This window comes from Planococcus antarcticus DSM 14505 (assembly GCF_001687565.2).
GTDB lineage: Bacteria > Bacillota > Bacilli > Bacillales_A > Planococcaceae > Planococcus > Planococcus antarcticus.
In genome coordinates this window covers 2,901,281-2,926,798 of the sequence record NZ_CP016534.2, presented here as the reverse complement: position 1 = coordinate 2,926,798, position 25,518 = coordinate 2,901,281, and the positions used below count along the sequence as shown (strand labels likewise).

11 protein-coding genes are annotated in these 25,518 nt (G+C 44.8%); 8 read left to right on the top strand and 3 right to left on the bottom strand.

Features of this window, described 5'->3' with window-relative positions:
- Positions 1 to 302: 302 nt before the first annotated feature.
- Together BBH88_RS14380 and BBH88_RS14375 are read right to left on the bottom strand one after the other, a co-directional pair.
- Positions 303 to 1,952: a S8 family peptidase gene (locus tag BBH88_RS14380; protein WP_065536607.1), complete on the bottom strand. Its 1,650-nt coding sequence runs from the start codon at positions 1,950 to 1,952 to the stop codon at positions 303 to 305.
- Between the two features lie 76 nt (positions 1,953 to 2,028).
- A complete protein-coding gene (locus BBH88_RS14375) occupies positions 2,029 to 3,420 on the bottom strand; it encodes an N-acetylmuramoyl-L-alanine amidase (RefSeq protein WP_006829201.1) in 1,392 nt (463 codons plus the stop codon).
- 429 nt (positions 3,421 to 3,849) lie between these two features.
- Between BBH88_RS14375 and BBH88_RS14370 the strand changes: the two genes are divergently transcribed.
- From BBH88_RS14370 to csaB, 5 genes are all read left to right on the top strand, one after another.
- Positions 3,850 to 5,817 carry an S-layer homology domain-containing protein gene (locus BBH88_RS14370; RefSeq protein WP_006829200.1) on the top strand — a complete coding sequence of 656 codons (1,968 nt, stop codon included), beginning with the start codon at positions 3,850 to 3,852 and terminating at the stop codon, positions 5,815 to 5,817.
- A 118-nt stretch (positions 5,818 to 5,935) separates the two neighbouring features.
- Positions 5,936 to 6,670: a WecB/TagA/CpsF family glycosyltransferase gene (locus BBH88_RS14365; RefSeq protein ID WP_006829199.1), complete on the top strand. Its 735-nt coding sequence runs from the start codon at positions 5,936 to 5,938 to the stop codon at positions 6,668 to 6,670.
- Positions 6,670 to 8,229 carry a putative polysaccharide biosynthesis protein gene (locus BBH88_RS14360; protein ID WP_006829198.1) on the top strand — a complete coding sequence of 520 codons (1,560 nt, stop codon included), beginning with the start codon at positions 6,670 to 6,672 and terminating at the stop codon, positions 8,227 to 8,229. The genes BBH88_RS14365 and BBH88_RS14360 overlap by 1 nt, the downstream gene beginning before the upstream one ends.
- A 36-nt stretch (positions 8,230 to 8,265) precedes the next feature.
- Positions 8,266 to 10,146 (top strand): DUF5693 family protein, encoded by a 1,881-nt coding sequence (locus BBH88_RS14355; protein WP_407946469.1) that lies wholly within the window; start codon positions 8,266 to 8,268, stop codon positions 10,144 to 10,146.
- Positions 10,143 to 11,264, top strand: a complete 1,122-nt coding sequence (gene csaB, locus BBH88_RS14350) for a polysaccharide pyruvyl transferase CsaB (RefSeq protein WP_006829196.1) — start codon at positions 10,143 to 10,145, stop codon at positions 11,262 to 11,264. The genes BBH88_RS14355 and csaB overlap by 4 nt, the downstream gene beginning before the upstream one ends.
- A gap of 503 nt (positions 11,265 to 11,767) precedes the next feature.
- Here csaB and BBH88_RS14345 read toward each other — a convergent pair.
- Entirely contained in the window at positions 11,768 to 12,922 is a 1,155-nt protein-coding gene (locus BBH88_RS14345) for an acyltransferase (protein WP_065536609.1), read from the bottom strand.
- A gap of 316 nt (positions 12,923 to 13,238) precedes the next feature.
- Here BBH88_RS14345 and BBH88_RS14340 point away from each other — a divergent pair, with 316 nt between their 5' ends.
- The 3 genes from BBH88_RS14340 to BBH88_RS14330 all read left to right on the top strand — a co-directional run bounded on the left by BBH88_RS14340 (position 13,239) and on the right by BBH88_RS14330 (position 25,218).
- Positions 13,239 to 15,410 carry a 5'-nucleotidase C-terminal domain-containing protein gene (locus BBH88_RS14340; RefSeq protein ID WP_006829194.1) on the top strand — a complete coding sequence of 724 codons (2,172 nt, stop codon included), beginning with the start codon at positions 13,239 to 13,241 and terminating at the stop codon, positions 15,408 to 15,410.
- Between the two features lie 450 nt (positions 15,411 to 15,860).
- Complete coding sequence (locus BBH88_RS14335) at positions 15,861 to 19,394, top strand: DUF6359 domain-containing protein (RefSeq protein WP_065536610.1); 3,534 nt, start codon at positions 15,861 to 15,863, stop codon at positions 19,392 to 19,394.
- Between the two features lie 1,564 nt (positions 19,395 to 20,958).
- A complete protein-coding gene (locus tag BBH88_RS14330; protein WP_065536611.1) occupies positions 20,959 to 25,218 on the top strand; it encodes a S8 family serine peptidase in 4,260 nt (1,419 codons plus the stop codon).
- Positions 25,219 to 25,518 lie beyond the last annotated feature (300 nt).

Genomic DNA, 25,518 nt, shown 5'->3' with positions numbered 1-25,518 from the left:
CAGGTGCGTCCAGAGGTAAGACGAAGTGATGAGACGAGTGGTCTTCTGGACTCATAGTAGGAGCTTGGACTAAAGCAGCCGAAGGGGTGTCTAAAAGGATGATTCTAAAATTTAACATATAGAGAAAGCACGAAAAGTCATGTAGAGCACGAAAAGGTTCACATAGCCGCGTTAAAAAACTCACGTATGAGAACAGAAGTTGAAGAAAAGGCTCGAAAGCATCGTGCGATGTTTAGTAAAAAAATTGAGTAAAACAAAAAGCCTGAGAAGAACCGGGAAATCGGTTTTTTTCAGGCTTTTGCTTATTTCACTAGTTTACTCAGAAACTGAGCATTCTCTGCACGAGTGATGGGATTTTGAGGCCGGAAAGTATTGTCATTATAACCTGTGACGGCATTGTTCGAAAAAGCTGCTTGGATGGCGTCGTAATAGTACATAGACTTTGGTACATCCTTGAAGTTGGCTTGCTGTGTACTCTTGAGCTTGTACGCGGCTTGAAGGATAAGTGCCATATCGCCCCGTTTGATTGGATCATTCGGTCGGAACTTAGTGGCGCTAACACCTTGGATATAGCCAAGGTCGTATGCACTATTGATATAGCCGGCTGCGAAAGAGTCTTTTGAAACGTCGCTGAACTTGTGGTTTTTATTTGTCTTATCGAGTTTTAAAGCACGTCCTAGCATTGTCACGGCTTCGGCCCGTGTAATGGTAGCGTTTGGACGGTAAGTGCCATCCGGCAACCCGGTGATAATCTGGCGATCAAAAATATTTTTGATCGGTTCTGAGTACCAGAAATCATTTTTTAAATCAGGGAACAAGGCGGCTTTAGTCTGCAGGGATTTAATCAACCCATTGCCATACTGATTGTCGCGGCCTTTTGCACCAAGGTCCGTTGCTGCGCGTTTAACGGTTTCTCGCAATTGTTTGTTTGAGAGATGCGGATAAGCTTCCATATATTGCGCAAAAGTTCCAGCTGCAAAAGGAGAGGCAACAGATGTTCCTTCAGAAATAGCGTAATCGTCTTGTGAAGTGGATAAAGAATCGACGAAACTGCTCAAGATGTTTTCACCAGGTGCCACTAGTTCCTGTGAAGCTCCGTAATTCGAGAAGTAAGACAGTTTGTTGAGTTGTGAAACCGATCCGACGGCAATGACGGAAGGAAAGCGTGCCGGGTAAAGAACATCGCTGTATAAACCGCTTTCGCGTTCATTTCCGGAAGCAGCAACAATAAGGATGCCGGCTTCATAAGCTTTTTTTGTGATATCGCGCAAAGTTTGATCGTTATTGACGGTAGTTAAGCTCATATTGATGATGTCCACTTTTTGGTCAATGGCCCATTGAATGCCCGCAACTACGCCTTCTAGGGTGCCGATTCCGTTAGCAGACAAAACCTTGACGGAGTAAAGCTGGGAATCCGGCGCTACCCCGACTATGCCGATTGAATTGTTTTGCGCGCCGATGACTCCGGCGACATGGGTGCCGTGGCCATTGCCGTCTGTAAAGGCACTTGAATTTGCGACCTTGGAGACGCCGCCTGCAACTTTCAAATCGGGATGCTTGGAATTGATGCCCGAATCGATGATAGCGATTTTCACACCTTTACCGGTGTAGCCAAGGCTTGTTGCCGTATTCGCTTTAATCGTCCGGTAGCCCCAAGTGGTGGTTTGTGCGGCGGCTCGGACGACTGAGTTCTCTTCTATGTATTCAATAGAAGAGTCATGACTGGCAGCTTGGATCGTAGTTTCGTCTGGTAAAGTGACCGATACCGCAGAAATGGCGTCAAACTCCTCGTGAATGTCGGCGCCCATTTCTTTTAGAAGCTTATAGTCGATCTCTTCTTTAAATGAAATAATCACACGATCTAGAGCGTCGCCGGCTTCAGCGGAGGCATCGCTGCTGGACCATCCACTAAAAAGTAGTATAGAGATTGCTAAAACTGATAATTTTTTCAATAGAATCCCTCCCGGAAGCTTTAAACTTCCCTGTATTATACAACAAAAAAACGGACTAAAAAGTCCGTTTGTGAAATTAATTTTTTGCTTTCCAATTGTAATAATCTTCGATTCCTTCAGCAATGGCTGTAGCAGCGCGATCTTTGTAAGTGCCGGATGCTAATTTGGCAGCATCGTACTTGTTGGTGACAAATCCTAATTCTACCAAAGCGGCTGGAAGTGGGTTGGTGCGGATAACCTGAAAACCGTAGTTTTTGACTCCGCGATTTGGATGGTCCATCGCTTTGTAAAGACGATTTTGAATGAATGTGGCCAATTGCTTGCTGTCATTGCCAACTGAAGCGGAATAGAATGTTTCAGAGCCGCTTGCAGCAGCAGATGCTGCATTTGTATGGATGCTTAGGAATGCGTTAGAGCCGCTGGCGACTCCTTTATCGACGCGGGCATCCAATGAGTGGAACACATCTGTCGTTCGTGTCATATAAACTTTAATGCCTTTTGCTTTCAATTTTGCTTCGACACGTTTTGAAACGTCAAGGTTAATGTCTTTCTCACGTAATCCATTGGCGACTGCACCAGGATCCTGGGCTCCGTGGCCAGGGTCAAGTGTGATAAAACGATTATTAGCAGTTGCAGGAGCGGCTTTTCCTAAAAAGGTAGAGCTGACATAGCCAGTGGTATTACCGCTTTTGCCGTAGGCCCATGAACCGTTATAGCCAAAGACCTGAAATGCGGCACCCGTGTTCAGTTTACCGATTGCTCTATAGCCTGTGCTTGGTCCGGTACGGACATTTAGGCTATTGACGGTAACGTTCAAGTTGTCGATCGTTACATTCTTGTAGCTTACTTTGAAGGTAGAGCTGAGTGCGCGTGCTAGGAAAATGGCGAATTCTTCGCGGATCAATTTATTGTTTGGTGAATAAGTGCCAGTACCAGTGCCGTTCGAAACACCGGCTGTAGCAATTTTATTGACTGCAGTGTATAAGCTTGCTGGATGGGAATCAGCTTTGAGGTCTGAAAAAAAGACATCTCCGGTATGAGTGTAGTTAAATGCACGGCTCAACAGGAAAGCCATTTCTCCGCGTGTCATTGTATCGTATGGTCGAAAAGTTCCATCTGAATTTCCGGTGATATATCCTTTTTCAACAGCTGATTGGATGTAGCCTGAGCTATAACGGCTTGGATCTACATCCGCAAACTTAGTTTTACGGGGAGTGCCGTTCACATTGCGTGCACGGCCGATTAATGTAGCAGCTTGCTCGCGGGTAACCGCCTGTTCTGATCCGTAAGCAGTTTTGCTGACGCCGTTGATCAATCCTTTGTTCCATAAATACAAAATTTCTTCATCTGATGATGAGACATCCTTGAATGGATTACTTGCAGCAGAAACAGGTTGTACGCCTAAGCTTGAGATCACAAAAACAGCAGCAACTAGAAATAGGGTGATTTTCGATAATACGTTTTTCATGGATTCGTCATTTCCTCCTAAGTAATTTCTATCTGATAGTGATATTAGCAGATATTTATTCAAAATAATGTCTTTTTTTAATAAATAAGAAAAAAGTATGGTTTAAAAGTTTTATTTTTATCAAGGTAATTTTACACTAATTCTTTGTGCCTATTTTTTTAATAAAAATAACAGACTAATCTAATGCATTAGGAAAAAAAGCGAGCATGATAAAAATATGTCTTTACTAATATATAGGGTTTAGTGGTACACTTGTCTCTGTTATATAATTATTTATCCATGTAAAAATGGTTAAATATAGATAATAAGAAGTATAGTTTGCCTGTATCAAATGATTTATTGTAGAGGTAACAGAGCACGGCTTTATGTTGCTGGATTATTGAATAGTAAGAAATTGGTTTTATTACCAAAAGGGGGATTTATTAAAAGATGAAAAAGTTACTATTAGGATTTATGGTGATACTTGTAGCACTATCGGCTTTTACACAAGAGACTGCAAAAGCAGCGGATGATTTGGCAGGTCATGCATATGAAAAGGAAATAAGAGAATTGATGGAGCTGGGAGTCATCGACGGTTATAAAGATGGCACAATCCGCCCTGATAAAGAAGTGACGCGTGCTGAGTTCGCGAAAATGGTCCTACAATCATTCGAACTTGGAACACCTGCTAACAGTGCTGCCGTTGAAAATGCTGGATTTTTGAGCACAGCAACTGCAACATCTGCGGACTTTAAAGATGTACAGCCTGGACCGTGGTTTTATACGCCAATTACTGAAGCAGTAGAGGCCGGAATCATTAAAGGCTATCCGGACAACACGTTCAAGCCGAACGAGCTGATTAACCGTGAACAAATGTCGACAATGGTATCTCGTGCCTTAAAAGCAAAAGGCATCGTCATTAATGTACTAGAAACAAAATCATTGAACTTTACAGATGCTTCTACTATTAGAAACGAACACAAAGACGACGTTCGTATCCTTTCTCATTTAGGAATTCTTACCGGCAATGATGACAACACTTTTAAACCGAAAGACAGCTCTAAAAGATGGATGGTGGCTTTAGTCATGCTGAGAGCAAGAGATGAAGTATTCCCTCCTCAAAACCTAGAATTTCAGGCATCAGCAGTCACTGCAGAAAAGACGACCATCGTGAAGCATTTCGATACATTCGCCCAAGCGAAACAATATGCACAAAAGAATTCAAAAACTCAGGCAGTCGAGCGCAGCAATCAGATTCTTTGGATGAAGCAAGGGGTCGTCACGACCAATGCATTTACAGAAATTTATCCGACAGAAAGCCTGAAAGCGGGCAACAGCACATTCCGGCCCTATGTTCCGGCTAACACCGAACTGAAATTCCTGGATGCCACAGCGACAACCGTTAAAGTGGAATTGGCTGGAAAAGCAGGTTATGTCAGTTCTAAGGTGGTCCGCTTAGTCCCGGAAGCAATGCAAAAAGGGCAGTCGTATTACGAAGTATCCGGCAGCAATATGGCCCATAAAATCTTCAACCACGCGACTGGCAGCTACGCATCGACTGGTCTCATCGGCAAAGCGCCGAAGGAATTTGTCAGCGGCATGAAATACTATAGCTGGGACGGTGCAACGTTTACGAATGAATCCGGCGCACAAGTAGCTGACAGCCATCAGTATTTCAATATGTTGCCACTTCATTCTGCAACCAGCTACACGGCTACAGAACTGGACAAATACTTGCAGGATAAATTCCCCTACTATAACAAGACGTTAAATGGTGAAAAGTGGACAGTCAGCCCGCTTGTTGGCGCTGGAAAATTCTTTAAAGAAATGGAAAAGACCCATAAGATCAACGCTCTTTACTTGATGTCCCATGCCATCCATGAAAGCGGATGGGGAACCAGCAAAATTGCACAGGATAAACACAATCTCTTCGGTTATGGCGCGGTGGATGGTGATGCTTATAACCGAGCATACTCATACGATACGTTCAAAGAATCGATCGAAGACGCGGCCTTGCGCATCAACAAAGGTTATCAGTCACCGACTGGCAGCTATTACAACGGCTCGATCCTTGGAAATAAAGGCATCGGCATGAACGTCCGCTATGCCTCAGATGCTTTCTGGGGAGAGAAAATCGCAGGACACATGTTCCGTGCAGATCTTCATCTCGGAAACAAGGACCTAAACCAGTATGATCTCGGCTACACGACAACAGATCTACTAAACTTCAGAAGAGATGCAAGCACGTCATTTGCATCTATCTACACAGTCAGGACTGCCGGAGTACCGGTTATTATCAACAACGAAATCAAAGCATCCAACGGGGCACTTTGGTATGAAGTGGCATCAGAAGACAAAGCTTATACGAAGGCTTACGTTCATGGCAACTACATCAAAATGCTGCCACTCGCACAGTAATATAATTTACACAATCTTAATGGAAGAACCCTGTGTTCAAGCGGTTATAGCTTGAACACAGGGTTCTTCTTTATGTTATACTAGCCTAAGATATTTTGCCCTAAAGAGGAGATTGACCATGACTTCAAAATTCGTCCACATACTGGGAGTGCCGTTCGTTAACACCAACCAGAAAGATTTTATCAACACCCTGCAAAACCACATTGCAAGACAGGAAAGAACTTTCGTAGTGACCGCCAATCCTGAAATCGTCATGCATTCGCTGGAAGACTCTCAATACAAACAGACTCTGGCAAAAGCACAGTACATAACAGCAGACGGCATCGGCATCGTAAAAGCTGCCGCAATCGTTGGCGAACCGTTGCCCGAACGCGTCAGCGGTTATGATTTGATGCTCGACCTGCTTGAATCAGCGCATAACAATCATTCCAGTATTTTTTTCCTCGGAGCAGCTGAAGAAGTGCTGCAGCAAACCGTCGCGAAAGCCAAGAGGGAATACCCTGGTATCAAAATTGCTGGCAGCCATAATGGCTTTTTCGACTGGCACGACCATCTGCTGCCGCAGAAAATCAAGAACGCAGCGCCTGATATCGTCTTTGTAGCGCTCGGTTTCCCGAGGCAGGAACAGTGGATCGGTGCCCATATCGAGGAGTTCGACAAAGGAATCTTCATTGGCATCGGAGGCAGTTTCGATGTTTTTTCCGGAACGGTCAAACGCGCACCGGAGATGTGGCAGAAGATGAACCTAGAATGGTTCTACCGGCTGGTCAAGCAGCCTTCCAGGTGGAAACGCATGCTCGTGTTGCCGAAATTCGCAGCGACTGTGATCGGACGAAAGGCTCTACGTAAATAATGAAAAACACGTTAATCAAAAGTACCTTGATTTTATCCATTGCGGCCTTGCTGTCTAAAATACTTGGCAGCCTGTTCCGGATTCCACTTCAAAATATAGCAGGAGATGAAGTGCTGGGGATTTTCACGCTGGTGTATCCAGTTTATATGGTCGCGTTGACACTGTCCGTCGCCGGCATTCCCATTGCCATTTCCAAACTGATTGCGGAAGCCCGTTCAAAAGATGACGAGCAACAGGTCAAGAATATCTTTTTCACATCCGGTATTCTGGCGCTGATTTTCGGAATCACAAGCTTCTTTGTCCTCTACGGATTTTCCCATCAAATCGCCGCGGTTCTAGGCGGCGGAACGACACGCCTTGCCTTGATTGTCGTTTCTTGTACCCTTCTCGTGGCACCATATATGGCGGTGTATCGCGGTTATTTCCAGGGGCATCAGGACATGACACCAACTGCTGTCTCGCAAGTTATCGAGCAATTTATCCGCGTCGGGCTGATCCTGTTGGTAGCTATCTTCATGGTAGATCGTCTTTATAGCGATGAGCAAATTGCGGGCGGCATCATGATCGGCTCCATCATCGGGGCGATTGGCTCGTTCGTTTATTTGCGCATCCTGTACAATCGCTCATCGGTGAAAGTGGCTAAAGAACTGCCCTATAAGATGGCAAATTTCAAAGCAACCGCCAAAACCATCTTGAAGATTTCTCTTCCGATTTGTATTGGAGCCATTACGATGGCTTTATTGAATCTGGTTGATTCGATCACCATTCCGACTGCCTTAAAAATGCATGGCGAAGCCACTGGAAACATCAATTCGCTTTACGGGATATATGGCAGAGGCTTGGCGCTCGTACAAATCGTTACAGTTTTCGCTACCTCGGTCATTTTGCCTTTGATTCCGTCGATTTCAGCGAAATTGGCACAGAACGACAAGATCGGCTCAGCTAAACTGATTACCAATACCTTTTTCCTGACTTATCTACTATCCGTTCCAGCCGCTGTCGGCCTCGTCGCTCTGACCTTGCCGATCAACCTGGGTCTGTTCACAGATTTGCAGGGCAGTACGGTGCTTGCCATCGTGTCGTTCAGTTCCTTATTCACTTCGCTGACAGTTCTCGGGACAGGCGTTTTACAGGGGATCAATAAAGCGCGTCTCGGTGCCTGGATTATCGTCATCGGGGTGCTCATCAAATTGGCCTTGAACCTGGTGTTGGTTAATCTTTATGGCCTGGAAGGCGCGGCTATTTCGACCGCAGCTATCTATGTAATCTTATTCCTGCTAAATGCTATAGCCATTCGTCAATACACAGGGTTCAGCTTTTTTCCGAAAAAGACTGGCACCATCATTTTCGCTTCACTTGTCATGGGAGCAGTCATCTGGCTGCCGAGTACTCTAATGGATTTCGAAGAGTTGTCAAGACTTGCAGCGTTATTATACGTAGGAATAGCAGTAGCAGTCGGTGGCATCATTTATTTTGTCCTGCTGCTGGTTACCAAAGCAGTGGACCAAAGCGCATTGCAGCGAATTCCTGTCATAAATAAATTCATCGCCAAGAAATAATGCCTGCAGTCCAGGCCAAACCAAGAAAAGTTAAGGGTGTGTACTTACGTGAAGAAAGTTTTAATTGGAATCCTCCTTGCCGCATTGCTATTGACCATTCCTTCAGCATTCCAGCGCATACAAATAGAAGAATCGAACAAAAAGTTCGAATCGATCATTCCTTTCAAACTAACCAATAATTGGTTGGTCGAAGATCCTTCTTTGACAAAAGAATCCATATTGACGGATTTCAAAAACACAGGCGTCCAAAGTGTCAGTCTCGAACCGGATACCGTTAGCACGCTGGAGAGAAAAGGACTGATTACAGCTGTCAGCACTTCACGCATGCGTGAACATCTTTTACTGACACAGCAGGATCCACTTGAAGCTCCTTTCGATAAACCCGGACTGTTTGTCCATTCGAACGGCTCTTTCGATTTTGAAGAAATCACAACAGGCTTTTTTGAAGAGGATTTTCCTTTTACGATAAATAATGAAGACTATTTATTTATTCCGGGAAATGCCAGCACCATTCTGTCGGTTCCAATTGGCTTCGATACAGAAGTGATTGCGGCTATCCTGGATGCAGACCTGATGGTTGTGCCTAGGTTAAGCAATTATTCAGATGACGTACAGCTCGAACGGATGATTGACGAACTGCTGTCCATTAAGCAGCCAGGTATCAATAAAGTGCTGTTCAACGGAGCAGCTGTACCTGCTGCTTCGGATCCAGTTCGCCTGAAGGAATTTGGTGCACAATTGAAAAACGCCGGCTACGGCTTAATGAGCATCGAATTTGCTGGTCAAACGGGTTTGAATCAATTGGCGTACGTCAATGACTTGAATCTAGTGCGGCTTCATAGCCTGGGTGTCACAGACGGCAATATTGCCGAAAGCTCCGAGAAAATTGTCCGTGCTACAAAAGAAAGGAATATGCGAGCATTTTTCTTGAATATGACACAACAAGAGTATGAAAATGCATTGCCCGCGTTGCAGCAGCTGCAGGCTGAAGTAGATGCAGCAATGCCGGACAGCTTTGTGCGGGGCAAATCCCGAACTTTTGAAACTTACAGTGTTCCACTATGGCAAACGGCAATCGCTTTGCTAGGCGCTATCGCGTTCCTGACGCTAGCTGCCCAATCGGTCTTTAAGCATACAAGGCTGACCTTAGTCGCATTAATCGGTTCCACACTATTTGTCATCGCCTATTTTGTAACCGAGCAAAGCATGGTTTTAAAAGTTTTTGGCTTGGCAATCGCCATCACAGCACCAATTTGGTCCGTTCTTTTGAAAAAAGAATCAGAGAAAAAATGGTATTTGATCAGATCCTATTCACAGGCGATCGCTATTTCCGCCATCGGCATTTGGCTCATTGTTGTGCTGTTAAATGGCAATCAATACTTACTGGGGATCGATTTGTTCAGAGGGGTATCACTGATTTATATTGTACCGATCGCTTTTATCGCAATTTATGCAATCTGGGGGAACATCAAACCACTCTTAAAGGCAAATGTGATTTATTGGCATGTGGCAGTTATTGCCATTATTTCCGGCATCGCTTTGTACTATATGAGCCGGACTGGCAACGCCGGAGAGGTTTCTGAACTTGAACTTCAAGCGCGCTTGTTGCTGGAACAGATCCTTTACGTAAGACCGAGAACAAAGGAATTCCTGATTGGTTTTCCGCTGTTCATCCTGGCGCTTCACGTAGCAAAAAGCTATCCGAAAGTAAGTTATTTCCTGCTTATTCCAGGAGTCATTGGCTTCCTGTCACTAGTGAATACATTTACTCATCTTCACATTCCGTTGTTGATTTCATTGCTTAGAAGTGGTTATAGTATAGTTTTCGGGTTTATAATAGGACTTGTCCTAATCTGGTTATACGAAATCATATGGAAAAAAATGGTTACTATCATAAGAATGAGGTGGCAGGATTGAAAGTCGTTTTATCTGGATACTATGGGTTTGACAATGTGGGAGATGAAGCGATTCTCTATGCTGTTATCCAGTCATTGAAAGAGTATCATCCACGCATCGAAATTATTGTGTTATCACATAAGCCGGAAGAAACGGCAAAAACCTATCAGGTCAGTGCTATCAATAGATGGAGCCTGAAAGAAGTGTACGAAGCGATTAAATCTTCAGACGGCTTGATTAGCGGGGGCGGTAGTTTGCTGCAGGATGAAACCGGCCGTAAAAGCATCCCTTATTACGCAGGCGTCATGAAGATTGCCCAGCAGCTGAAAAAGCCAGTATTCGTCTATGCACAGGGAATGGGTCCCATCAACAGCAAGCTCAACCAACTGATTGTCAAGCATGTTTTGAATTCAGTCGAGCTGTTGACGGTGCGCGATCAGCAGTCTCAGAAGCTACTGGAAAAAATCGGCGTCACTTCACCCATTCACTTGGTGCCGGATCCGGTCATGGGCATTGATGCAAGCGATTTTTACAGCAGCTGGCTTGAGCAGCAGAATTTCAGCAGTAAAATCATCAGTGTCTCTGTCCGTGAGTGGACAGGAGACGCTTATGCCTTCCAGGAAATCGCAACTGGACTGGATCGATTGGTACACAAAGGACACGAAGTCGTTTTTGTTCCTATGCACGGAAAACACGACTTCAAAACTTCCCAGCACGTTGAAGGCTTGATGAAAACCAACGCACATATCGCACCTTTCGATAGCACCATCCAAGAAAAAATGGCCATTATCAAAGAATCGGACGTGCTATTCGGTATGCGTCTGCACGCCTTAATCTTTGCGGCTGTTGGCTACACGCCTTTCGTAGCGTTATCTTACGACCCGAAAATTGATTCATTTGCTGAAATTGTTGCTCAGCCGGTTCTCGGTCATGTTGAAAAAGAGGATTGGAACAATGTAGACTTGGTCCAGGCCATCGAGCGCATCTTTACGAACTATCCGGACGAGCTCGAGAAAGTCAACAAAGTGGTGACCCCTCTTCAAAGGAGCGCCAACGAAACAGCGCATAATGTCATCGACTCCATCAAAGCATTATCCGCCAGCACAGCACCACTGGCACACACAGCAAAACAAAAGTAAAAAACCGTTAAATAAAACAGGCTGTCTAGAAGGTTGTATACCTTCTAGACAGCCTGTTTTTCTTTTTCTGAGCATGGTCGTTTGATTGGCAGTATAGGTGAATTGCTTCAGGTAATTAAATAAGTTCAAGGTGAAGAAATCTCTTCAGACCGAGGTTTTCGAGCCCATAGGACGTGTTCTCAATTATTTTTAAGCGGCTAACTGAACCTTTTTCAGACCTATAAGAATTCTAGCTACTTCACACAATTCAAACCTTCAACTGGAAGCTATTTGCACGGCGGCGAGCCTAAGATAGGAGACTACGCTTAATAATCCAGTATCACTCAAAGAGAAAATATAATCTTTTTCACGAAATTCATGTATAAAACCGAAACGTCCATGTAGAGAAACAAAAAACCGGGGTTGAAACAGAAAACACCCGGGTTAAAATGTGAAACATTCGGGTTAAACTCGCTACCCAATCAACTAAAAAAGACACCCCTCAAGAAAGGGATGCCTAGACACTATATGTTTGCTTCTGTCGTTTTTTTCGCTTTCTTGGATTTATTGAATACGCGGTTGCCTTGGCCGAAGAAAATCCAGCTGTTTGGGACAAAATCATAGAACAGGCGGACGATCAGCCAGCTGCTAAAGAACGTTACCAGTAGAGTAATTAGCTGCCACGAGTGGAAAATCAGCGGCTCGCCGCCGGACACATACATCCTCAGAATCATCAAGAAAAATGGATGGATCAGGTACATGCCGAACGACACTGCACCAATTTCAAGCATAAACTTTTTGATGCGGGGCAAATTCCAAGTCTCCAGGAAATGGACGAAAATAAAAATAACCGCCGCTGCAAAGAGTGCATGCATACTCCAGCCAAACTCGATCCATTTGCTGTTGCCGCTCCATTGGCCAGTTCGGATATCGTAGTAGACGCTGACATAGAAATAAATCATATAGAAATACCCCGCCACGATTAATGCGATGGCCGGCCAGACTTTGCGCCAATTGCCGATCCAGGCGGCAACTTTTTCATAATAGACGCCTAGGAAAGCTCCGAAGAAATAGAACATGAAATACGTTAGAGCAACCGATCCTTTAGCCGGCACTTGCAAATAAGCCGAATTCAACAGGACCCATGCCCATTGGATGATAAAGCCAATGGGAATTGCGTATCTTCGAATAAAGGCGAACTTTTTGAACAGGTAAAGAAGGATGGGGAACATGAGGTAGAACTGAACGCTAACAAACACAAAATACAGGTGATTATGTGCTTTGCCTGTTGCTAAATCCCTGAGAAATTCTTCAAGCATTACGGGAATATCCGTAAAATTCTTGTTCAGATAAGCCTTGAACAAAAAGTAGAAAGCCGAGAAGACCACATAAGGAACCAGAATGTACAATAAGCGTTTTTTATAGAATTTCTGGAATAGGCTGGCCGTTAATTCACGGTGATAATAAGTGTAGAAAAGCACAAAACTGCTTAGAAAAATAAATACAGGAGTTCCGATTTTCCCGGCAATATTAAAAAAATTATAAATAATGAAGGTAAATGACTCTGGATTGGTTCCGACGACTCCGGTTGAAGACGAGTGGACCGCAAATACTCCAAACAGGGCTAGAACCCGTGCATATTGGACCTCATCCAGATGCTTTCTGGCTAGTGGTTTCATATTTCACCGTTCTTTCTGTATAGTAGGGGCTAGTTTTAAAAAGCACCGTTTCTATTTTAACATGTTTGGCAGGGCTATATACCATAAGGATCCGGACATTATTTTTTTGTGAAGTTTGTAAAGAGTTTGTAATGAATTTGAATTAGTTATAATTATGCTATTGTTGAAAAAAATCCATCATGCTACACTGAAAATGAATGAGCTCGCTCGAAAAATGGATGTATTTCCTATATTCTCTACTTCAATTGACTTAGGTCGTAATATCCAGGGATCTTTTGGGCGTGATGGTTCAAAAAAAATTTAAGGATGGTGTCGAATGAAAGGAAAAATGTTTAAATCAGCAGTTGCAGTTGCGTTGACTGCAAGTGTAGTAGGTGTTCAATCACCTGCAACAGCAGAAGCAGCAGTAGGGGATTTTGAGCTGACAATCATGCACACGAACGATACACATGCGAACTTGGACAAAGTTGCGAACCGTGCCACTCTCGTGAAGCAGATTCGTGAAGAAAAGCCGAATAACTTATTGCTTGATGCGGGAGACGTTTTTTCTGGAACGCTTTACTTTAATGCTTTTGAAGGCCAAGCGGATTTGCCATTGATGAATTTGATGAAGTACGATGCTATGACTTTCGGAAACCATGAATTCGATTTGGGTTCAAGCGAACGTGGCCACCAATCGCTTGCTGCGTTTGTTGAAGGCGCAGAATTTCCATTCGTAGCAGCCAACGTCGATTTTTCTGGGGACGAAAATATGGCTGGATACCAAAATGAAGTTTACACTGCAGACTACAATAACGGTGAAATCTATAATGGTGTCATCAAGGAAATTGACGGCGAACAAGTCGGCATTTTTGGATTGACAACCGAAGAAACAGCCTCTATTTCGAGCCCAGGGGAAATCACTTTCTCCAACTATATAGAAGCGGCACAGGAAGCCGTTGCAGCATTTGAAGCAGAAGGAGTCAACAAAATTGTCGCTTTGACGCATATCGGCTTTAACGACTCAGCTGAATTCGACAATGATCAATTGCTAGCAGAAGCAGTTGAAGGCATTGATGTAATCGTCGGTGGGCACACGCATGTGAAACTTGATGCACCTGTCGTTTTTGAAGGGAACACAGACCCGACAGTAATTGTTCAAGCAAATGAATACAATAAATTCCTTGGACAATTGGATGTGACTTTCAATGAAGATGGAGTCATCACTTCGCACGCTGGCAAATTGCATGATGTCAACGCAGCCGGCATCGTTCCAGATGCTGAAGCTGCCGAACTTCTTGCGCCATTTGCTGCAGACGTCGAAGAAGTGAAAAACCAGTCAACGGGCGCTACTGCTGAAGTCTTCCTTAACGGTGGACGCAACGAAGGCGGAGTCCGGGCTTCTGAAACAAATCTTGGAAATCTGATTACCGATGGCATGCTCGCCACAGCGAAAACAATCGATCCAGCTACAGTTATCGCTGTTCAAAATGGCGGCGGTATTCGTGCATCAATCAATGTAGGTGACATTACAGTAGGCGAAGTTCTAACAACTATGCCATTTGGCAACGCGTTGGCTATTATGAATATAACAGGAGCCGAGTTGCAAACAGCGCTTGAGCACAGTGTTCGCCAATTCCCTGCTGAAAATGGAGGCTTTTTACATGTGGCAGGATTGGAATTCTCATTTGATCCGTCAAAAGCGGCAGGATCACGCGTCACATCTGTCAATGTTGTAGAAGGCGATGTCCGGACACCACTTGATATGAACAAATCATACAAAGTGGCAACAAACACGTTTACAGCTAAAGGCGGCGACGGCTTCACATCATTCGGTGCAGCTTATGAAGCTGGGCGTGTTAGTGAGCCTGGAAACATCGATTACGAAATGTTTATCGACCACATTGAATCTTTAGACAGTGTCAAACCAACACTTGAAAACCGCATTAACCCAACAGTTCCATTTACGGACATCGCAATGGATCGTTGGTCGTATCCGTACGTGAAAGATACTTTCTACAGAGGTCTTCTCAAGGGTACAGGAGAGACTACATTCTCACCAAAACGTGAATTGACGCGCTGGGAAGCAGCAACTATCATCTCGCGTATGATGAAGCTTGACCCAGCAACAGCTCCAGCTTCACCGTTCACGGACATTTCGGATCTCCCGGCAGATCGCCAAAATGAAATCAATGCAGTATTTGCTGAAGGCTATGTAACTGGCAAGACTTCAACGAAATTCAATCCGAGAGATAAAATCTCCCGTGCGCATTTCGCGTTGATGTTGAACCGCGTCTACGAAAAAGTGAACGGCGACTATCCAGTTGACGAGTACGCTTCGTATTCCGATTACGGCAAGCATACAGCTGAAACTAAAGAAGCCATCACATTATTGGACGAGCTTGGAATCGTTGAAGGCTATAACGGCAAATTTATGCCATCAAAATTCACCTCACGTGAAGAAACAGCTAAAATGATTTCATTGTTTGCACCCCATACAGTGAAATAAGAATCACATGAATCCTTTACCGGAAAGTCGTTCGGTAAAGGGTTTTTTCTTAGGGAAAGCTTAATCAGCGCTGCAATCTGAATGCAAGCCTGAAGAAAAGCAGTCGCCGTGAGCAACTTGCTCAAACTCATTTTTTGATTCGGGTTATGTATTTATATAAGTTGAACTAATGATGTCAACCTGTCGATATCCCGCAAACCAGCTCCGATTTCGGGCCTACAGGATGTGGTTTATGCAGCTGCACCACTCTCTTGGGATTCTCCGCTGGTTTATTCCATATCTTCATTGAATTGAAAAGTTATTTCTTTAGTTCTGCTTAATTAGTGAAAAATTTACAATCATTTATTATTTCTGAGGAAATTGATAGAAAATTTACAAAAAAATATAAAGCGCTTCCACGTTTCAAGTATAATAAACATGTATCAAAAATATGAATCAGGAGTGAATAACTTGACCAAGCATGCATTCAGCAAGATATTTTTGAGCCTTGTCCTGATACTATCCGCGATGCTGCCATATATGGCGACATCGGCAAATGCTGCAGAACCGATTACGGTTACTGAAGCGATTGCGAACAACTCAGGGTCAGCTACAGTGAAAGGCTTTGTTGTGGGAGCTGTAATAAGCGGAGGCAATTATGATCAGGAAGCACCTTTTACAGCTACTTCAAATTTAGGTCTTGCCGATTCTCCGGATGAAACCGATCCGACAAAAATTCTCCCGGTTCAATTGCCGATAGGATCTATCCGCGCAGGTTTGAACTTGGTCGACAATCCGACCAATTTCAAAGCAGAAGTTACTATCACAGGAACTCTGGAAGCTTATTTTTCAACACCAGGCCTTAAATCTCCAACTGCTTTCACAATAGAATCTGAAGGTGAAGCTCCACCCGAGGCGATTGTCGTGGATTCACTGGCAGAAGCACGCACAATGGCCGGTCAACTGATCCAAGTTGAGGCGACCGTGACAACCGGAACAGGATTCTGGGGCGGTAACGCATTTTACGCACAGGATGATACAGCCGGAATTTACGTTTACACGTCGAATGCAGCAGTTGCACCGGGAGACATTGTCCGTTTGACAGGCACTGTTTCCGAATACAGCGGCGAACTGCAGCTGCAGCCGAACACAGTGGAAGTTCTGTCTTCGGACAATGAACTGCCGGCAGTCCAAACCGTTGAGCCAGCTGGTGTCAATGAAGACACACAAGGCGAGCGCGTCGAAATGCAGAACGTAACCATCACAGGTCTGAAATCTGTTAACGATTATGGTACATTCGAATTTTCGGCTGTTGCTGAAAACGATGAAGCGGTAACCATCCGCAACGATAACCGCAACGGCGTAACATTCGAGCAATTTACAAAACAATATAAAGAAGGCGACGCGATCCATGTAAACGGAATCGCTTCGAAATTCAATGATTCTTACCAAGTGAAAACGCTTGGCTTTGACAGCTTTGAGCTTGTCAACAAACCGGCAGTATACGTCGATACCTTCCCTGGTGTCGTATCTGAAGGGGCTGAAATCACACTGGCTTCAGGCTGGGAAGATGCCCATATTTATTACACACTTGATGGTTCAGCACCAACTGCCGCGAGCACAGAATACACAGCCCCAATCGTTTTAACAAAAGACACGGCGATCAACGCAATCGCAATTGCTGACGAAACATCCGAAGTGTTCACATTTGAATACACGGTCCTACAAACAGCGGACCTGAAAATTCGTGACATCCAAGGCGACGGCCATTACTCGGATTACGAAGGCGTAGCCGTCAATGAAATCGTCGGTGTCGTAACGCACCTTTACAACTCGGCAAACTTCGTTATTCAAGACACCAACCCTGATGACGACTTGACAACTTCAGAAGCATTGATCGTTAACAAAGCATCAAACGGTCTTCAAGTTGGTGACCTGGTTACCGTTAACGGAACCGTGGAAGAGCATTTCCAAGAAGGCTATTCAGATATGAAGGAAAATGACTTGCCGATCACGCGCATCCGTGCAACTGACGCAGTCAAAACAGGGACAGCTCCACTTCCTGAACCAATAGTAATTGGAGAAGACGTCCAACCGCCATCTGAAATTATCGACAACGATGGCTTGACATCATTTGATCCAAAAGAAGACGGCATCGATTTCTGGGAATCGCTTGAATTGATGCGTTTAGCTGTACCGAACGCACAAGTCGTGGGACCACAGAAATACGGCGAATTGGTCGTAGTAGCTGAAAACTCACCGAACACGGAATTCCATAAACAAGGCGGAATCCTACTTTCAGAAAATGACTACAACCCAGAACGCATCACGGTCGATTTCGACAATGAAAACTTCGTAGCCAAAGCAGGTGACTCCTTTAACGGAGACATCATCGGCGTAATGGGCTTCGGATTCGGCAACTATAAACTTTGGACCGCAGAAAGTAACCTTCCACAGCTGGTAGACGGCGGCACTAAGCCTGAACAGACATGGATTAAAAACAAAGAAGATGAACTAACGGTAGCGGCTTATAACGTAGAGAACTTCTCTGCAGACCCAAGCCACACATCTGACGCTAAAGCGCAACGCATTGCGGAATCGTTCGTCAAGGACCTAAATTCACCAGACGTTATTGTCATGGTTGAAGTGCAGGACAGTGACGGTCCGATTAAGTCAGGAAACAGTGACGCAACGTTAAGCTATGAACGCCTAATCAAAGGCATCAAAGCAGCGGGTGGTCCGACTTACGTCTGGACGGACATCGCACCTGAATACAACAAAGACGGCGGACAGCCAGGCGGGAATATCCGCGTCGGCTACCTCTACAACCCGGAACGCGTAACTCTTTCAAAAGGAACAAAAGGCACAGCAACTGAGGACAACTCATGGATAGACGGCGAACTTGCCTTGAACCCAGGCCGCGTCCAGCCGATCCCTATGCCAAACACACGAAAACCAATCGCTGCACAATTCGAGTTCCAGGGTGAGCAAGTCGTTATCATCGGCGCCCACTTGAACTCGAAAGGCGGAGATCAGCCATTGTTCGGCCAGAACCAGCCACCAGTTCTTGGTTCTGTAGAAGAGCGCATCCAATTGGCAACTGCCATCAATGGGTTTATTGAAAAAGGCTTGGCACAGGATCCGGATCTCAATGTCATCGTTGCAGGCGACATGAACGATTTTGAATTCACACCAGCACTTGATGCATTAAAAGGCGATATTCTAACGAATAAAGTCGAAGACGTCCCAGTCGAAGACCGTTTCTCTTATCATTATCAAGGCAATTCACAAGTTCTTGACCACCTATTGGTCACCAACAACCTAGCAGACCGCACGGAATTGGACATGGTCCACATCAATGCGATGTTCATGGAACAGCATGGCCGCGCTTCGGATCACGATCCGTTGCTGGCGCAACTTGCATTTGAAAAAGAAGAAGTTCCAGAGAAAGACTTCCCATTCACAGATGTGAAAGAAACCGCTTGGTCATACCCATATATTAAAGATTTGTTCAATAGAGATCTGATTAAAGGGACTTCCGAAACAACTTACTCACCTAAGAATAACTTGAGCCGTGTACAGGCTGTTACCATCCTGACGCGCATTATGGAATTGGAAGTTGAAGGTTCGAAGAAATCACCATTTACGGATATTTCAAACCTGCGACAAATTCATCAAAATGAAATCAATGCAGCTTATCATGCTGGTATTATCAATGGTGTAACGGCTACTGAATTCAAGCCAAATCAATTCATCAGCCGAGCACACTTCGCATTGATGCTGAAGCGTGTGTACGAGTTGAAAAACGATAAATACGAAATCGACAACTATGCACCATTCAGCGATTACAAGTATTTCAATATGGAAACTAAAGAAGCTATCACAATGCTATACGATTTGGAGATTGTCGAAGGATTTGACGGCAAGTATATGCCAACGAAGTTTACGACACGCGAAGAAACAGCGAAAATGTTTTCACTGTTTCGTCCATATCTTGTGAAATAATTTTTGCCAAGCTTGATCAGGTTATCCTGATCAAGCTTTTTTATGTGTTTTTTTTGGTGAGTAGTAATCGTTTTGGAGTGGTTCTATCAAACGTTTCAGTCGCTTTGGAGTAATGAGGATAGTTTTGAAGAGTAGTAATCGGTTTAGAGTAATTCGATAAGTCGCCTTCGGTCGCTTTGGAGTGGGTTCCCGCACTAAGCCCGTCAGCTGAGGGACGCTGCCCGTCTTAGTGCTCCACCCACTCCGTTAACGCGCCTCGGCTGGGTGAGTGGTTGGTAGGCAGCATTTCTGTTTTTTTAGTGGTGGGTAGGTAGAGTGGGATTCTAGAATCGCTCGGCGGCGGTGGTGCACGCGCCTTTGCTTGGTCAGGATAGTTTTGAAGAGTAGTAATCGGTTTAGAGTAATTCGATAAGTCGCCTTCGTGCGCTTTGGAGTGGGTTCCCGCACTAAGCCCGTCAGCTGAGGGACGCTGCCCGTCTTAGTGCTCCACCCACTCCTGTGGCGCGCCTCGGCTGGGTGAGTGGTTGGTGGGCAGCATTTCTGTTTTTAGTGGTGGGTAGGTAGAGTGGGATTCTAGAATCGCTCGGCGGTGGTGCATGCGCCTTTGCTTGGTCAGGATAGTTTTGAAGAGTAGTAATCGGTTTAGAGTAATTCGATAAGTCGCCTTCGTGCGCTTTTGAGTGGGTTCCCGCACTAAGCCCGTCAGCTGAGGGACGCTGCCTGTCTTAGTGCTCCACCCCCTCCTGTGGCGCGCCTCGGCTGGGTGAGTGGTTGGTAGGCAGCATTTCTGTTTTTAGTGGTGGGTAGGTAGAGTGGGATTCTAGAATCGCTCGGCGGCGGTGTGCACGCGCCTTCGCTTTGAGTAGAGTAGCGAGTGATGAGTTCTACCTGGGTGTTTTGTGTTTGTACCCGGGTGTTTTGCTTCTCTACAAGAAAACTTCGCTTCTATCCACCCATTTCATAAAAATAACAGCTTATTTGTGAGTGAAAACCCGGAAAAAGGTAATTGTATAAGTTGAACGAATGATTCCGGGCTGTTAATGTTTCGCCAATCAGCTGCTAAGAGCTGGCGCCGAACGAACTCGGGCCTGCCCGAGTGGATTTCTTTCAATGTCACTTACGCTGCTCTCATAAGAGTCTCCGCTGGTTTGTTCCGTATCCGTGACTTGTTACTCAAGGTTGCTTAGAAGAAAGAGCGCAAGACGGCGAAGGGCGAAGATGTGCTGCTGCATCGCTGCGCTAGCCCGCGGCAGCTGGCACCGCGACGTCCTGTCGCACTAGCTCCATGACCCCACATCCTGTGGCCCGAAAGCGTCCACTTGCAGCGAATTCTCTATCCTTCAAAATTCTCCACCCATAAAATTTCTCGAGTCAAAAAAATTTTTTAATTCGAGAAACTAAATAATATCAAGCTATATCTAGTAAAAACCTCTTAAACATCCGTCAATTACAAGAAATAACCAAAAATTTTATTTGCAACATTGAAAATATATGGTAAATTTAAATTGTTGTGCAATTGTAAAGATTCTTTATAATTGCGAATTAGAACTAAGGGGGAAAAAAATTGACGAAGTTAAAACCGTTTTTATTGTTGGCGATGGTCTTCATGATGACATTCAGTTCAGCTGTTTTCGGCCTTACCGGGGTCTCGGCAGCCGTGAATTCATCGGACGTACCAAACGTGGAATTGAAAAAAGGGGAATTGAACATTCCGGAAACATTCGTAAATCCTGAAGATCCGGAAAAAGAGGTCCGAGTGATCATCGAGCTTGAAAAAGCACCGGCGATTGAAAACGCTACCGAAAAAGGCGTACTCTATAAAAACCTTCCTGAAAACCAAAAAGAAACATTGGAAGCGGCAGTTGTCACGGGTCAGGAATCCGTCCAGCTAACCATTGCTTCAATAGCTCCACGCATTGCCTATCTTGAAAACTTCACAACTGTTTTTAACGGGTTCTCCGCTGAAGTTGAAGCGGGCCTTGTTGAAGACATCGCTAAATTGAACGGCGTCAAAGCAGTCTATGAAGCGACTGAGTATCAGCGTCCTGAAGCTCAGCCGGAAATGAAGTATTCGAAAGCATTGGTTCAGGCGCAACAAGCTTGGACAGATTACGATTACCGCGGCGAAGGCCTGGTTGTTGGTGTCATTGATACCGGAATCGACCCGAGCCACAAAGATATGGTTTTAACAGACAACACAACGGGCGACATCACGAAATCTGATGTAGCGACGCTAGTGGCTGAAAAATCCATTGTAAATGGTAAATTCTTTACAGCAAAAGTGCCATTCGGCTACAACTACATGGATGGCAACAACGAAATTCTTGACCTTGGACCAGAAGCTTCTATGCACGGTATGCACGTAGCCGGTACAGTAGGCGCTAATGGCAATGAAGAAAATGGCGGCATCAAAGGCGTAGCTCCAGAAGCGCAATTATTGGCACTGAAAGTATTCGGCAATGACCCGCTTTATCCATCAACTTACGGTGATATCTACATCAAAGCGATTGATGATTCGATCAAATTGGGTGCAGACGTCATCAACATGTCACTTGGATCAACTGCAGGATTTGTGGATTCTTCAAACCCTGAACAAAAAGCAGTTGAAAGAGCAACAAACAATGGCATCTTGGTTTCCATTTCAGCAGGAAACTCGGATATGTTCGGATCGGGCTATTCTTACCCGCTTCCAAATAACCAGGATTACGGTTTGACAGGATCACCAAGTACATCAATCGATTCATTTGGTGTAGCGTCATTTGAAAACGATATGATTACGGCAAAGAGCTTTGCTTACCAAGTGGACGGTGCACAAGCTGGACGCGGAATGTATTTATTAGCTAATGACGCAGATCCACAAGATTTGCCAAATGAAAGCTACGAAGTAGTCGATGCAGGTCTTGGGAAACCGGCTGATTATACAGGCAAGAAACTTGCTGGTAAATTTGCATTGGTATCACGCGGCGAAATCGGCTTTGTTGAAAAAGGCTTAGCAGCACAAGCCGCTGGCGCGATTGGCGTCATTGTTTACAACAACACAACAGGCACCATTAGCATGGCATCAGATGCTGCGATCAAAATTCCATACATGTCAGCTTTACAAGCAGACGGCGTGGCAATGAAAGCACAATTGGATGCAGGCAAAAAAGTGGCCGTTTCATTTGACGGTGAATTCCTTGAAACACAAAATCCAAGTGCTGGTGAAATGAGTGATTTCACTTCTTGGGGTCCAACACCGAACCTTGATTTCAAACCTGAAATCACAGCTCCGGGCGGCAATATTTTCTCGACTTTGAACGACGATGGGTATGGCTTGATGAGCGGTACGTCAATGGCGGCTCCTCACGTTTCAGGTGGAACAGCATTGATGTTCCAGCGCATTGAAGAGCTTGGCCTTAAAGGGCGCGAGCGTGTTCAATTTGCGAAAAACTTGATGATGAACACAGCAGATCCAGTCCAATTTTCGAAAGATCAATTTGTATCTCCACGCCGTCAAGGTGCTGGCTTGATGCAACTGCATGACGCCTTATCAACAGACGTAATGCTGACGAACAAAGCAACAGGCGATGCAAAAGTGGCATTGAAAGAAATTGTAAATGACAAATTTACGTTCACATTGCAAGCTGAAAACTTCTCTGACGAAGCGGCAACTTACGCAGTAGACGTAAACGTCCAAACGGATAACACAACGAAATTAGGCGAAACAGCCATTACAGCACCAAATGTAACAGGTTCATACGTGGTAACAGAAGACGTGAAAGTCAACGCTCCTGAAACCATCACGGTTCCAGCAAATGGAACTGCAGAAGTTGCGGTAACGGTCGACGTGTCCGCTCTTGAAGGTATGGAAGAATACGCAACTTTCACAAACGGATTCTTCGTTGACGGGTTTGTGACCTTGACGGATGAAAACGAAGAAGTCACAGGCAACACAGAATTGGTCGTTCCTTACTTCGGCTTTAACGGTGGATGGGACGATGCCAGCATCTTCGACGGTTTCACATGGGATGCAGATAGCTATTACGGCATCACACAATTGGCAGATGAATCAGGCAACGATATCACTGGCGGAACGCACGCAGGGAAATTTGTTCCTGAGCGCTTCGCATTTTCACCAAATGGCGATGAATTGCAAGACATGGCAATCCCTGTCTATTCATTGATGAGAAACGCTAAAGAATTTGAAGTCAACGTATTGGATAAAGCAGGCAAAAAATTGCGCACAATCCGTACAGCTTCTAGTTTAACTAAACATTACTCATCGACAGAACCTTTTACATTCAATCAGCTGAACGGCTGGGATGGAATGATTGATGGCAAGCCGGCAAAAGATGGAGCATACCAGATCCAGCTTCGTGCAGTTATTGATTACCCGAATGCACAATGGCAGTCGATCAACTTCCCAATTATTGTCGATACAGTAGCTCCAAAAGCAGCAGCTACTTATACTGCTGCAACGAAAACAGTGAACGTATCAAAATTTGCGGATAACGCTTCAGGCGTCGGCGCAGACCGTTGGGAAGTTTACTTGAACGGCGATGAAGTAACAGAAGACGAAGAAGCTCCTGAAGATGAATCTCTTGCACCGACAACCACTTCTTATAAAGTGGAAGCACCAGTAAAAACGGGCGACAAATTGACAGCGGTCTTCTACGATATCGCTGGCAATGCTACAGAAGTAAACCTTACAGCTTCATCTAAAGATGAAACAAAAGAACCGGTCATCTTCTTCACATCACCAGAAGTTTTGGAAACTTATGATACGAGCAAAGTAGAAGTCGCTGGCCGTGTAGAAGACGAGTCGAAAATCGTTTCCCTGACAGTCAATGGCGTCAAAGCCAAAGAATTTGACGGCGTCAACTTCAAGCACACTGTCACATTCAAAGACGGATCTCAAAACGTTGTGGTCAAAGCAGTAGATGAGTTCGGCAACGAAATGGAACTACGCCGCCAAATATTGGTAGATACAACTCCAGCTGTCGTTACTATAGTGAGCGCACCAAAAACTGTTGGAGCTAATGTCTCTGAAGTCGAAGTGACATTCAATGTCAAAGACAATCTGGACCAAATCTATGCTTACGTAAACGGCAGTGAAGTCTTCAAAAAAGACCTATCTGAGCCATACGGCAAAGCAAGCTTTAACCAAAACATCAAAACCAAAGTGCTAGTCAAGAAAATTGGCGCAAATGAATACACACTATCGGTCGAAGATGCAGCTGGCCATGTCACTGAAAAAACATTCACGATTAACAAAGCATCAAACGTAACATTTTCAGATATTCAAAACTATTGGGCAAAAACTCAAATTGAAGCATTGGCTTCACAAAACATCATCAAAGGAACAACAGATACGTTGTTCGCGCCAAAAGCCGATGTAACACGCGCTGAATATGCAACAATGCTTGTTCGTTCACTTAACTTACCTTTGAAAGCAGAAGAAGGCATGTTCAAAGACGTAAACAAGAAAACGACATGGGCTACAAAAGAAATCGAAGCAGCAGCTCGCGCAGGCATCGTTAAAGGATTGCCAGGCGATAAGTTCGATCCAAAAGCATCGATTTCTCGTCAAGACGCAGCAGTAATGATTATTCGTGCAGTTGAGTTTAAAGAAGCAGCATTGCTTGAAGGGTTGGACGCATCGCATAAATTCAAAGACAACTCAAAAATCAGTCCTTATGCAGCGAAATACGTATCACAAGCAGAAGCACTAGAGTTGATCACTGGACGCAGCGGTAACCTGTTCGATCCGAAAGCAAACATCACAAGAGGCGAAACAGCGGCAGTTATCTACCGCGCCCTCGACAAGATGGATCTATTGAAATAAAACACTCTTTGCAATAGAAGAAACCTCAAAAGTTCTTCTGAAAAACGAGCAAGCAAGCAATCAGAAAGTTGATTGCTTGCTTGTTTTTTTGTGTTGGAAAGGAATGAAAGAGGATGGGCTAAGAAATCGCTGCAGGTAGACACTTTCGGGCCCGCAGTAGGCGGGTCATGCAGCTAGCGCGACAGGATGTCGCGGTGCTAGCTGCCAAGGGCCACCTTTTGCTCTTTCTTGCTATCTTCTTACAGGTAAGGAATGAGGAATGAACATGCAGCTACTAAAAAGGGAGTTGCACTTTCGCTT

Excerpts from the sequence above, each read along its gene's own strand:
- BBH88_RS14365 (WP_006829199.1), top strand. The coding sequence starts at position 5,936 with ATGACTTCAAAATTCGTCCACATACTGGGAGTGCCGTTCGTTAACACC.
- BBH88_RS14340 (WP_006829194.1), top strand. The coding sequence starts at position 13,239 with ATGAAAGGAAAAATGTTTAAATCAGCAGTTGCAGTTGCGTTGACTGCA.
- BBH88_RS14375 (WP_006829201.1), bottom strand. The coding sequence starts at position 3,420 with ATGAAAAACGTATTATCGAAAATCACCCTATTTCTAGTTGCTGCTGTT.
- BBH88_RS14345 (WP_065536609.1), bottom strand. The coding sequence starts at position 12,922 with ATGAAACCACTAGCCAGAAAGCATCTGGATGAGGTCCAATATGCACGG.
- BBH88_RS14370 (WP_006829200.1), top strand. The coding sequence starts at position 3,850 with ATGAAAAAGTTACTATTAGGATTTATGGTGATACTTGTAGCACTATCG.
- BBH88_RS14360 (WP_006829198.1), top strand. The coding sequence starts at position 6,670 with ATGAAAAACACGTTAATCAAAAGTACCTTGATTTTATCCATTGCGGCC.